The organism is Microcystis sp. BLCC-F209 (assembly GCF_041928595.1).
Classification (GTDB): domain Bacteria; phylum Cyanobacteriota; class Cyanobacteriia; order Cyanobacteriales; family Microcystaceae; genus Microcystis.
The window spans coordinates 1-12,162 of the sequence record NZ_JBHFLL010000303.1 but is presented as its reverse complement, the minus strand read 5'-3'; the positions used below and the strand labels follow the sequence as shown (position 1 = coordinate 12,162).

8 protein-coding genes and 1 pseudogene are annotated in these 12,162 nt (G+C 38.1%); 3 read left to right on the top strand and 6 right to left on the bottom strand.

Annotated elements, in window-relative coordinates; genetic code table 11:
- Window positions 1-100: 100 nt before the first annotated feature.
- Window positions 101-523, bottom strand: coding sequence for a HEPN domain-containing protein (locus ACE1AQ_RS19665; protein ID WP_172456666.1), 423 nt, complete (start codon window positions 521-523; stop codon window positions 101-103).
- Window positions 513-1,622 (bottom strand): DUF262 domain-containing protein, encoded by a 1,110-nt coding sequence (locus tag ACE1AQ_RS19660; RefSeq protein WP_110545848.1) that lies wholly within the window; start codon window positions 1,620-1,622, stop codon window positions 513-515. Before ACE1AQ_RS19660 ends, ACE1AQ_RS19665 begins: the two co-directional genes overlap by 11 nt.
- Before the next feature lie 90 nt (window positions 1,623-1,712).
- Between ACE1AQ_RS19660 and ACE1AQ_RS19655 the strand changes: the two are divergent.
- Window positions 1,713-1,900: pseudogene (locus tag ACE1AQ_RS19655) on the top strand (hypothetical protein); the annotation flags it as partial.
- On the opposite strand, the gene ACE1AQ_RS19650 reads toward ACE1AQ_RS19655, so the two are convergent.
- The 3 genes from ACE1AQ_RS19650 to ileS all read right to left on the bottom strand — a co-directional run bounded on the left by ACE1AQ_RS19650 (window position 1,898) and on the right by ileS (window position 6,504).
- Complete coding sequence (locus tag ACE1AQ_RS19650) at window positions 1,898-3,109, bottom strand: ParA family protein (RefSeq protein ID WP_008202862.1); 1,212 nt, start codon at window positions 3,107-3,109, stop codon at window positions 1,898-1,900. The pseudogene ACE1AQ_RS19655 and the gene ACE1AQ_RS19650 overlap by 3 nt on opposite strands.
- A 10-nt stretch (window positions 3,110-3,119) precedes the next feature.
- The gene (locus tag ACE1AQ_RS19645; RefSeq protein WP_008202860.1) at window positions 3,120-3,542 is read right to left on the bottom strand and encodes a hypothetical protein; all 423 of its coding nucleotides are present in this window, start codon (window positions 3,540-3,542) and stop codon (window positions 3,120-3,122) included.
- Window positions 3,543-3,645: 103 nt separating this feature from the next.
- Window positions 3,646-6,504, bottom strand: a complete 2,859-nt coding sequence (gene ileS / locus ACE1AQ_RS19640; protein ID WP_106908697.1) for an isoleucine--tRNA ligase — start codon at window positions 6,502-6,504, stop codon at window positions 3,646-3,648.
- Window positions 6,505-6,713: 209 nt separating this feature from the next.
- On the opposite strand from ileS, the gene ACE1AQ_RS19635 reads away from it, so the two are divergent.
- Both ACE1AQ_RS19635 and ACE1AQ_RS19630 read left to right on the top strand, forming a co-directional pair.
- Window positions 6,714-7,286, top strand: coding sequence for a Uma2 family endonuclease (locus ACE1AQ_RS19635; protein ID WP_039900140.1), 573 nt, complete (start codon window positions 6,714-6,716; stop codon window positions 7,284-7,286).
- 270 nt (window positions 7,287-7,556) lie between these two features.
- Window positions 7,557-10,409 (top strand): UvrD-helicase domain-containing protein, encoded by a 2,853-nt coding sequence (locus tag ACE1AQ_RS19630; RefSeq protein WP_106908698.1) that lies wholly within the window; start codon window positions 7,557-7,559, stop codon window positions 10,407-10,409.
- 366 nt (window positions 10,410-10,775) lie between these two features.
- Here the strand turns inward: ACE1AQ_RS19630 and ACE1AQ_RS19625 are convergent, their stop codons facing one another.
- The gene (locus tag ACE1AQ_RS19625) at window positions 10,776-11,507 is read right to left on the bottom strand and encodes a sugar transferase (RefSeq protein WP_008202852.1); all 732 of its coding nucleotides are present in this window, start codon (window positions 11,505-11,507) and stop codon (window positions 10,776-10,778) included.
- Between the last annotated feature and the right edge of the window lie 655 nt (window positions 11,508-12,162).

Below are 12,162 nucleotides of genomic sequence, written 5' to 3'. Positions count from 1 at the left end.
AATAGGCTTTTCGAGGGTAATTCTTGTTTTAATTCTCCATGTACGCAGTCTTTAAAAGCCTCTATTTCGTTCCAAGACACGATTAAGAGTGGCTTTTAGGCTAAGTATAATTACTTATCGCGTAAGTGAGATGCTCCCTATGAGCCGCTCGATTGCGACTTCTCTTTAGATTAACAAGATCACCTTTTAAAGCACTAATTTTACCGGTTTTTTCTAACTTTTTTTCGATTTTTTCTAATGTTGCTAAACCAATAACCATAATCAACATTTTTCTAAAAGCTTCATATTGAAAGTTAGAGTTAGGCTTAATAATCTCGTCTTTGATGAATTTTTGGTTAGCTGGGGACTTTAAGCATCGTTTAGCACATCTTAAAACTATATCATCCATAGTTTCCTCGATCCAGCCACATAATTCTATAAGAGCTAGTTTAGAATAAAAAATCTTTTGATCATCACTTGTAGAGTCATTATAGAGTTTATCAAGCCTGTTTAGCGTCTTGAATAAATAACTTTTAGTAATCATTACCAGTAGATGAAAAAATTTTGATAGATGTATTAATCCTCTCTAAAGCCTTATCTTTTTGATAAATACCACCAGCTAAATTTTTAGTCAAAAATGGTTCAGATTTTATTAATCTAGAATACTTGTCTTGTAATTCACCATTGGAGAGATTGACTAAAGTATCTAAATTCTTGGCAACTCCTAACAAAATTCCCTCAGCAATAACTTTACTGGTTTTGAGAGGTTCTCCTGTGGAAATTTTATCATAAATTAAGTCAACAGTTTGCTTAAATAATCTATCTTTAGATTGAATAAAATCTTCATGAGCCAATCTATGTTTATACATATAATCATTTAAAAATCCGGTCAATTTCCCCTTGTAGTTCTGGTATCCATCATAAAAAGCAAAGAAACGAAGAACTAATTCTTCATCTTCAAATCGAGATGCTTTTTGATGCTTTCGATCCATCAGCAAAAGCCAGTTTTCATATTGAGCGCATTCTTTTAAAAAAGTATTAAACTCGCCATTATAGATACAATTTCTGATCTCCTGATTATTAAGTTTTACTCCACCGGTATTTAAGCGATGGAAAATGTTAAAAATATAATTATTATGAGCTTTTTTGCTGGAGTCATAGCGAATCATGGTGATGGGAATAGTCATATTTTCTACGCGTTCATATAATTCTTCATGCTGAGTTTTTATTTCCTCAACTGTTCTTCCAGAAATAGACGAATCTACATCGGGTAATTTTGATAGCTTCCAATCTTCAGTAGTTAAAAATTTGACGATGGTAGTAATTCGTTGTAATCCATCGATGATATAGCGTTTATCTGTCTTATAGTCAAGACTAATACACATACTAGGAATCGGTAACTGTTTCATTAAACTATCAATAAAACGAGTTTGTTGTGGATCAGTCCACACCACATCTCTTTGAAAATATGGATCGATAACCAATTGTTTTTTTTGATACATTCTAACTAGATCAGAGCAAGATCGCTGCTCATTGTAAGCAATAATATCTACAGGAGGAAAATCCACATCATCTTCTTCCTCTAGATACTTTTCTTCTTCGGCTGCTAGTAATTTCTCTTCTTGAGTGAGATAATTAACCATAATTTTTATCCGTCCTAATATTGCCAATTCAAAAATGAAACGCACGACTCCTTAAGAGTTGACAGAAAAAGGCTCATCAGGTACTGTCTGATCAATACAACAACAGATCAGACCCAAAAACGAAGCCGCCAACATCTTAACATAGAACAAAGAAACTTGCTCTATCAAATTGGTCAAGAGGGAAATTTATCTCAATGGCAAATGGCAGCTGGGATGTCATCAAAGCACGACCAAAGCGAGAATTAAGAAGGAATCAAGGTTCCCTCGGATGCTATCTACTGAAAATTGGTATCTTCATCGATTAAGTTAGCAATGGGAGTATAATAATCCAGTAATCCAGTGACAGGATAACGGTCTGCTAGAGCGATCGAGGGAATATAAGGTATGATTAGATAGTCTTCTGAATCTATATCTAAATCATGATCGGTAGTTTCATCTATATCTATATTTTTGTCAATATGTTTTTGTAAAATTTGCCAAGCATGAGTAACTTTAGTTATTCCTGTATCACTTAAATCAGGAACGGGTGAAAAAACAAAATTAAGCGAAAGTCGGCCAAAAGAAGTCAAAGATTGCAAAAGAAGCTCGATTCCTTTTTGATTTTGTTCGTTAGGAAATAAAAAAATAATTGCTTCGTTGGCTGCCTGTAGTAAAGATAAAGCTCCCCATTCATTGATTCCAGTACACGAATCTACTAAGATAAGATCAGGTTTTAACTGATTTTGAATCTCTCGACTAAAATTTGACCAGAGTGTTTCCCCATTATCGAGAATTGTTGTTGCTCGCAGATCATCAACTTTAGTAATGTAATCAAGACTCAAATCACCCGCAGGAACAATAAATAGTCTTCCCGTTGCATCGGGAATATTAACTTCTCCAAATATTTCAGTGATATTAATCTTTGCTGTTACACCTTTTGGTAAATAGGATTTTTCATAAAAATAGTCCACAATTCCGTATTTCGGTGAGGGATTTAAGGGGAAAGCTGTGCTTAACCCCGGTGCTTCTAAATCCAAGTCAACAGCTACTACTTTACGACCTCGCATCGCTAAAATCCAAGCAACATGAATTAAAGCAGTTGTCCTACCTACTCCCCCTTTAAAAGAATAAAAAGTTACGGTTCTAGGAAGACAAAGTTCAGGAGAAGACGGTGATTGATTTTGTGGATTAGCTGACCACAAGGCTAAATCTTGCCAAGTGTGAATTGATTTTTCGTCCAGAAGTTGTGGAGCTTTTAGATCGAGAGAGGCTGCCTCCTGAATAGTATATAAAGATATAAAACCTAAAGATTTATGCTGTTGTTCTATGTCATTTTTAACTGCTTCTCTTCGCTGAGTTGTTGATAAATTTTCAAACTTATCACTGACGATAGTTATATTCAAAAGTCCAGCAGTAGATACATTGAGATCAACCCATTCTTGTGCTTCTTTTTGAACATATATATCTGTTAATTTTTGTTTCAGTGATCTTAACCAAGTTTCTGACATAACTATCTCCTTAAAGTTGAGTAGCTTGTTTCTGAAGCCATCTTTTCAGACCTGTATAAGCTGATAACCACTCTTTGTATTTATCGTCATTCGGTTCACTGCTGGAATAACGCATATCTATAAAATTTTGACTAGGATTTTCTACTATATTAATCCATTTTATCACGTCTGGATAATTTTGAACTCTCGAATAGAGACGATTATTACTTTTTAGAGCAGCTGTCAAACTGTGACCCGGATTAGTTATGGTATGTCCGGGGTTATTGGACTTAGTTTTCCATTCTTTATTGGATACCGAAGCTAAGATCATAGATTTCAGCAAACATTCGATCGTAATACCTCCAAAGTGCATAGCAGCTATTTTCCTATTAGATTTACACAGTATTTCTGTATCTTGATGACGTTGTAAAAAAGCTGATTGGTAATCTTCCATCCCTAATTATCTATTCCCTAGAGTTAATACCTGTGAATAAGTTTTTAGCTGAGTATTAAACAAGGGTACTTTATTAAACAATAAAGCACCCTTTTAGTTTAGCTTAGAACTCTCCTTTTAAAGCGGCATTACAGCGCTCGCAAATAGTGGGATCATCGGCAAATTTTCCCACTTGAGTGGAATAATTCCAACAGCGATCGCATTTTTCGCCGTCTGCTTTGACGATTCCCACCGAAACAAAGTCGGATTCTCCTTTATATTCTGCGGTTTGAATCGCGCTAATATCACTGACTAATTCCACTTGGGAAGAGAGAAATAGATAACGCAATTCATCAACTTTGTTCCCCGTTAAACTATCACAATTGTTGAATAATTCTAACTCCTGTTGTAAGGTTTCATCGGGAACATAAAGTAAAACTTTTGCCTCTAAAGAAGCACCGATCGCCTTATCATTTCTGGCAGTTTCCATCACCTTATTAACTTCGGTGCGTAGCTGCCGGAATTTGGCCCATTTATCGGCCAATTGGCGATTATTCCAAGCAGGATCGATGTTTAGCCATCCTGACTCAAATACCGATAAATAAGGAGTTTTGTAGGGGAGAAATTGCCAGATATCTTCCGCTAGATGAGACAGGACAGGAGCGATCGCTTTAGCAAGATTTTCTAAAGCAATAGCATAAACTGTTTGACAACTGCGACGACGGAAAGAATTAGGATCGGAAATGTATAAACGATCCTTAGCAATGTCGATATAAAAGTTAGATAAATCGACAACACAAAAATTCTGTACCGTCTGGAAAAAGCGGAAAAATTGGAAACTTTCAAAAGCTGCCGTTACTTCCGTAAACACTTCCGAGATACGATGTAACATATAGCGATCAATCTCCGGTAGTTCTTCATAAGCTACCGCATCCTTAACGGGATCAAAATCATTTAAACTCCCCAGTAAAAACCTGGCAGTATTCCGGATTTTATTACGGATATCTACCAACTGTTTAAGAATATTTTGACCGATATTCACATCATTGGTATAGTCCACCGAGGACACCCATAACCGAATCACATCTACCCCATAAGCGGGTTCTTTTTTCTGGTCTTTACCACCATTAATGATCACATTGGGATCGATGACATTACCCAGAGATTTACTCATTTTTCGTCCTTGTTCATCCAAAACAAAACCGTGAGTTAACACCGTTTTATAGGGAGCAATACCATTAGCAGCGACACTGGTTAATAAACTCGATTGAAACCATCCCCGATGCTGATCCGATCCTTCTAGATACATATCCGCAGGATAACTTAATTCTGGTCGAGCATTAGCCACCGCATTCCAACTAGAACCAGAATCAAACCACACATCCATAGTATCCATTCCCTTGCGATAACTGCGACCATTATCGCGATAACTGGGAGGCAATAATTCCTCTACAGATAACTCCCACCAAGCATTAGAACCCTTGACTGCGAAGATAGCTTGAACGTGATTAATCGTCTCCTCGGTTAACAGAGGTTCATTCGTTTCTTCGTCATAAAAAACAGGAATAGGAACCCCCCAACTGCGCTGACGAGAGATACACCAATCGCTTCTTTCACTAACCATAGAAGTGATGCGATTCTTACCGGTTGCAGGAATCCAACGCACCGAATCAATTGCTTCTAAAGCTAATTCCCGGAATCCTTCCACGGAAGCAAACCATTGTTCTGTTGCGCGGAAAATTGTCGGTTTTTTGGTTCTCCAATCGTAGGGATATTTATGCTGATATGCTTCTTCTTTGAGTAAGGCACCCTTTTCTGTCAGTGCTAAAATTATCGCTTCATTAGCATCTTTCAGGACATTTAAACCCGCAAATTGTCCCGCTTCTGCGGTGAAATTTCCCTTATCATCCACGGGAGAAAGTATCGGTAAACCGTAACGTTGGCCGACGATATAATCCTCCTGACCATGGCCGGGAGCAGTATGAACTAATCCGGTGCCGGAATCGGTGGTGACATAATCCCCACCGATGAGAATAGCACTTTCTCTGTCAAACAAAGGATGACGATATTTAGTATGTTCTAATTCCAGACCTTTAACCGTTGCTTTAATCGTCAAAGTCCTGTTAAAAGTATCGGCCAATTTTTCGACTAAATCCGTCGCTACGATTAGATAATTAGACTCGCTAGTTTCTACCACTGAATAGTTTAATTCTGGGTTTAATGCGACGGCTAAATTCCCGGGTAAAGTCCAAGGGGTAGTCGTCCAGATAGCCACGGATAAATTAGGCAAAAATGGCGTTAAAACCGGGGTTGAAACTGATGTGATCGGGAAAGCAACATAGACACTGCGGGAAGTGTGACCTTCGGGATATTCTAATTCTGCCTCAGCTAAAGCGGTTTGAGAACTAGGACTCCAGTGAACCGGTTTTAGTCCCCGATAAATATAACCTTTTAGGGCCATTTTTCCGAATACGGCAATTTGAGCGGCCTCGTATTCAGGTTGTAGGGTTAAATAGGGATTTTCCCAGTCTCCCCAGACTCCATACCTTTTGAAACCTTCACACTGTTCTTTTTGCGTTTGAAGGGCAAAATCGTGGGCTTTCTGACGTAATTTCAAAGGGGTTAGACCCTCTTTTTCCGAGCTTTTGAGACTTTGTAAAACCTTTAGTTCGATCGGCAACCCGTGACAATCCCAACCCGGCACATAGCGCACTTTGTAGCCTTGCAGCAGTTTATATTTATTGATAATGTCTTTGAGAATTTTATTTAAAGCATGACCGATATGCAGAGACCCGTTAGCGTAGGGGGGACCATCGTGGAGAATAAATAATTCTTTGGGGTTATTTTGCGCTAATTTCTCGTATATTTGCTCATCTTGCCAGAATTTCTGGATTTCTGGCTCACGTTTGCTGGCATTTGCTCGCATATCAAAGTCAGTTTGAGGCAAATTAACGGTATCTTTGTAACTTTTAGCGTTGGACATTCTGGCAAACCTATGGATATCAATCGTTTTCGGGATTCATTCCTAAATAACGTCCCTTTGAGAGTCGTTATCTCTAGTCTGTCACATAACTGTAATATAAATATTACAAGTGACAATCATCGATCTATAAGTCTAGCGAGATTGTGTCCAAGAGCGATGATTCCGAAAGGCTATAATTCAGTTATTCAAGGATAGGGAGCATGGGGACGATGGTGACGAATCCTAATTTTTTTTATGTCTCTCCAGAAGTGTATCTAGAAGGGGAAAGAGTCAGTCCGATCAAGCATGAGTACCGAAAAGGACGGATTTATGCGATGGTAGGCGCAAAAAAGCCCCATATTGTCTTAAATACAAATCTAGCCACTTTATTGAGTATCCATCTCGATGATAGTCCCTGTCTTGTTCTCACTTCCGATATCAAAGTCCGGTTAGAGGAGGCAAATTGTTATTATTATCCCGATATTGCGGTGGTTTGTGACGAGAGAGAGATTAACAATACCGATGATTTTATTCTTTATCCCGTTCTGATTATTGAAGTATTATCGAAATCTACGGAATCCTTTGATAGGGGTGATAAATTTAGCGATTATCAAACCTGTCCCACCTTAAAAGAATACATTCTTATTCATCAAAATCAGATGAAAATTGAATGTCACCGTCGCGAGGATTCGGGAGTTTGGCAAGAACAGATCTATGAAGCGGGAGATGAGGTAGAATTTACCAGTGTAGGATTCCGGGGATCGATCGCTTCTATCTATCGCAAAGTCCCCGGTTTGGTATGATTGCCATTCTTTCTTGACATCGCACTTTTATGTGTCTAGGGATAGGGGGATATCTGTCTCCCTTTGCCTAAAAACCGAGATTATCAAGCATTTAATTCTATTTATCACACCTCTAGGAAGTTTTCCTTTTCGGTAGCTGTTCGTCAATACCAATTTAGGTTATACTTTATGTTTATGGGAAGCGATCGCTGTTAGTTTCCCACTGTCCTAGGGAACAATAAACATAGCTGAAAGACAGCACTCGATCATGTAAGGTCAGGTGAGGTGACAATGGATAAATCAAACCTAAATAAGCAATTAGTAATTAATAATATTCAGGAATTTGCCGAGCTTGTTGGTAATTATGATCAAGCTTGGAAGCTTCTTGTGGGTAAAAAGGTTAGTCGTATTCGTGCAGAAGTGAAATATAAAGGGAAAAAGACGGGGATAAAAGGCACTAAGAATTATAAATATGGACAAATCATCAACATAAAATACGAGGATGATACCGTGTCTGTGCATATTAAGTATCAGCGTAATTTTTTTGCTGAATATAAAATCGAGAAAATTATTAATCAATTTAGTGATATATTTCCCTTTATTACCGTACAAGAAATTTTCCAAAAAGTACCAGAAATAAAAAATAAAATACTAGAGGAGATTTATCAAACTCTTGAATATGATTTCCTTAATGTCAATAAACTTTATCAGGAAAGATTGTATAAATATCTGACTAAGGAAGAATTTGGACAAGAAAAATATAGATTTGTGCAATCTTGGCTAGAAAAAAATCTAGGAAGAAAACCAGATTTAGAGCAGTCTGTAGCCATTGGAGAAGTTAATAATAATATCCAAGTCTTAGCGCGTGCGGGGAGTGGCAAAACTAGCACATTAGTCAACAAAGCTTTATTTTTGCAGAAACATTGTGGTATTTTACCAAGGGAAATATTAATACTAGCTTTCAACCGCAAAGCAGCCGAGGAAATAAGAGAAAGAATTGAACACAATTCAGCAAATAACATTCCCTATGTGATGACATTCCATGCTTTAGCTTATGGGTTAGTTCACCCAGAAGAAGAACTAATTTTCGATCAATCCGGTGGGGAACAAAGAAAAAGCAAAGCTTTACAATCAGTAATTGATGATCACCTCAAGTCTCCACAGTATTTCTCAAAGATTCGTGATTTAATGATGGCTAAGTTTCGCGGAGATTGGGAAAATCTAGTTAGAGGTGGTCATTTATTAAATCGAGAAGAAATGTTATCTTATCGTCGTTCTCTACCCAGAGAAGGATTAGATGGTAGATACTATAAATCCTTTGGCGAAAAGGCGATCGCAAACTTTTTATTTGAGCATAATTTATTCTATAGCTACGAACGTAACTATGATTGGAATGGCATAAATTATCGGCCAGACTTTACCATATTTACTGGCAAAAATCAAGGAATTATTATTGAATATTTTGGATTACAGGGTGATCCAGATTATGACGAAATGTCCGCAAGAAAACGTCAGTTTTGGCAAAATGCTCAAAATCAAGCTCGATGGCAATTTCTTGAATTTAATCCTGGGGATATAAAAGCATCACAGGAGCAATTTGGTAATTTACTGAAGCATAAACTTGAAAGTTTTGGTTTACTCTGTAATAAACTGAGTGAAGATGAAATTTGGGCAAAAGTCAAAAGACGCTCGATCGATCATTTTACCAAAGCGATGGTTCAATTTGTGCAACGCTGTCGCCAGCAGTTTTTAACCACTGAAGAATTAGAGAATAAAATTTTTAATCATAATTGTCTAGAGGAATTTGAGTCACAGTTTCTAGAATTAGGACAGGTTTTTTATCGAGCGTATCTAGAAAGATTAAAAGCTACAGGAGAAGAAGATTTTGACGGATTAATGCAAACAGCATCTAAATTGATCACCTCTGGACAAACAATTTTTAGACGGAAATCCAGTGGGGGTGATTTAAGATTACTTAAATATATTTTAATTGATGAATATCAAGACTTTTCCGAACTATTTTACCGCTTGATCACAGCCATTAGACAGCAAAATTCTCAAGCTTGTTTTTTTTGTGTAGGGGATGATTGGCAAGCTATTAATGGTTTTGCTGGCTCAGATCTTAACTATTATCAAAACTTTGCTAATTATTTTCCCAATTCTCTAAAATTAAATATATCAACAAATTATCGTTCAGCCTCTGCAATTGTCACCACAGGAAATAATTTGATGAATGGTTTAGGAAAACCCGCTCAACCTCATAAAAAAGAGTCGGGATTTGTTAAACTGGTTGATCTACAAGATTTTGAGCCAACCCCAAGAGAGATTGAAGATCATAATGGGGATCATATTACTCCTGCTTTATTACGTTTAATCAAGAAGATTATTATTGAAAATAATCAAGAAGTGGTTTTACTCAATCGCAAAAATAACCTGCATTGGTTTGTCAATTATCAAAATAAATTAGAAGACTTTCTTAATGCAATCCGTGGATATCTCCCCGAAAATTTGCGAGATCATTTGACTATTTCCACATCCCATAAATATAAAGGATTAGAAAAACAAGTTGTTATAATTTTAGATGCGGTTAATCGTTCCTATCCTTTAATTCATCCCGATTGGGTTTTTACTAGAATTTTTGGCAGTCATCCCGAGGGAATTGTTGCCGAGGAACGTCGTCTTTTTTATGTGGCTATCACCCGTGCGATCGAGCAACTCTATATAATTACAGAAAGTCCTAACTATTCGCCCTTTCTTGCCCATTTAAATCTGAATAAAATTAATTGGCAAGAATATCCAATACCAGGAGATAATTCAAAATATATAACTATTGAAATCGGCAATCAAAAAGGGAAGGGTTCTCACCCGACTATTCAGATTAGAGACTTGCTAAAAGCTCAAGGATATAAGTGGAATTCCCATCAACATCGACAAATTTGGTATCGTCATGATTTAAGGGCTAGTTTCACCACGGTGGATGATTTCTTCCATCAGTCTTCTTGGTATGCTATTGCTGATGGAGTTGAGGTGTGTTTTTATGACGATTTTCGCAATTTATTATGTGTTTGTCACGTTAACAATGGACAGCATGATTATCTGAAAGCACCGAATATTGAGTTATATTCTCAGGATTTAGAGCCTTGACATACTCCCAAGTTATCAATTGTTTCTCCCCGCTCCCCTCTCCCCTATCACCCCACTTCCCCCCGCATCGCGTACGCAGTAACCACCCCACTGTCCTATACTTTTTAAACAGGATTTAGTATTACTGTGATCATCTTTAAGTAGGTAGGCGTTAAAAGTTGTCAGATCCCCCCGCCTATCGGCATCCCCCCTTATCAAGGGGAGATCAAGGGGGGATTAAAGGCAAAATCCATTTTTAATTTAATTATAACCAGCTACTTATCAAAAAAAGAGGAGAAAAAAGCAAGTTTTGCCCTTCTCTCCTCCAGTCTAGCGATTCATTACATTGAAACAGCAGTGAGTAATTTTTAATTACTATCCACCGCTTTAGTAAGCACCATTATTTTTGGGAAAAACCACAACACCGATAGTTTTGAAGACTACCCAGATATCGGTTAACCAGTTACGGGAATTAACGTAATACACATCCATCTGCACCCGCATGGGATAGGGGATGTCATTACGTCCAGAAACTTGCCATAAACCAGTTAAACCGGGGCGAATAGTTAAAACTTTGTCGATGCGATTGCCATATTTCTGCAATTCTTCGGGAACTAAAGGCCGCGGACCGACGACGCTCATATCTCCCCGCAGGACGTTCCAGAATTGGGGAAACTCGTCTAAACTGGTTAAGCGGAGAAATTTGCCAATCCAAGTTATGCGGGGATCGTCCTTCAGCTTGAAATTATCCTCGAATTCCGCTCGCAGTTGGGGAGAGTCTTCCATCAGTCTCTCTAACACCTTATCGGCATCCATTACCATAGTACGGAACTTGATACAGTTGAAAGGCTGGAAGTTTTGACCGACGCGCTTCTGCATATAGAAGACTGGACCGGGGGAGCTAATCGCGATCAGTAAGGCTAAGATTAAATAAAGCGGCGAAAAGAAAATTAGAACCGATAGGGAGAAAACGATATCGAATAATCGTTTTGAGGTATCGCCGTCTAAAGCTATTAACCAAGATTTTTGATGCCGTCTACCAGAGACCGAAGGTTTGAACCCTCGCTTCATCAAAGCTTGTAGAGCCTTGACGGAGATAAGTTGGCTATTAGCAGTCATCTTACTCCTTCACATCACACACACCACACAGTAACCATGATAAAGCCACAAGACTGAAAAAACAAGTCTTCTGGCCAATAACTGGCACGGGTTATTTTAGAGCCTTTGTACTGAAAAATTTCTGATTAGGGTTTGCGGCAAAAAGTTCCTGGCCGGGGTTAGGAGTCAGTCCCGATGAAAAAATTTTCACCCCCACAGATGAAAGAGGTTTCCTTCCCTACACCCGTTCGGACCTCGGCGTGAGCTTTTGTCGAACGCTGAGCTCACGGCCGAAGCCCACACCCTACACCCTTTTTCCAGTCAGGAGTCAGTAGCCGGTCGTCAGGAGGGGAAGTCAGAATAACAGAATGACCTTGCCCACTGGCAAGCAGAACCCTTTGCAATCGCCTCTGGAAAGTGCAAGGGTTTTGAGTCTCTCGGATCGATTTCTCAACCTTCGTTTCTGGCACTTTTTTGGCTAAAAAAGTGCCAAAACCGTTTTCTAGTAAGGCTTTCAGTAATTTTCAGCAAAAATTAAGTAGGGTCTGCTGAAAAAGTCATTGAAAAGTACAGGTCTCTTAATCAATGATTTCACTTAGCTACAAGCATAAGCTTTAGTTGTTGATTAATTTTTAAGTTATAACTTATCCTAATCATTGACCGAGAAAAAGTGCTG

Coding starts and splice junctions, on each gene's coding strand:
- ACE1AQ_RS19625 (WP_008202852.1), bottom strand. CDS start 11,507: ATGACTGCTAATAGCCAACTTATCTCCGTCAAGGCTCTACAAGCTTTG.
- ileS (WP_106908697.1), bottom strand. CDS start 6,504: ATGTCCAACGCTAAAAGTTACAAAGATACCGTTAATTTGCCTCAAACT.
- ACE1AQ_RS19630 (WP_106908698.1), top strand. CDS start 7,557: ATGGATAAATCAAACCTAAATAAGCAATTAGTAATTAATAATATTCAG.
- ACE1AQ_RS19665 (WP_172456666.1), bottom strand. CDS start 523: ATGATTACTAAAAGTTATTTATTCAAGACGCTAAACAGGCTTGATAAA.
- ACE1AQ_RS19645 (WP_008202860.1), bottom strand. CDS start 3,542: ATGGAAGATTACCAATCAGCTTTTTTACAACGTCATCAAGATACAGAA.
- ACE1AQ_RS19660 (WP_110545848.1), bottom strand. CDS start 1,622: ATGGTTAATTATCTCACTCAAGAAGAGAAATTACTAGCAGCCGAAGAA.
- ACE1AQ_RS19650 (WP_008202862.1), bottom strand. CDS start 3,109: ATGTCAGAAACTTGGTTAAGATCACTGAAACAAAAATTAACAGATATA.
- ACE1AQ_RS19635 (WP_039900140.1), top strand. CDS start 6,714: ATGGTGACGAATCCTAATTTTTTTTATGTCTCTCCAGAAGTGTATCTA.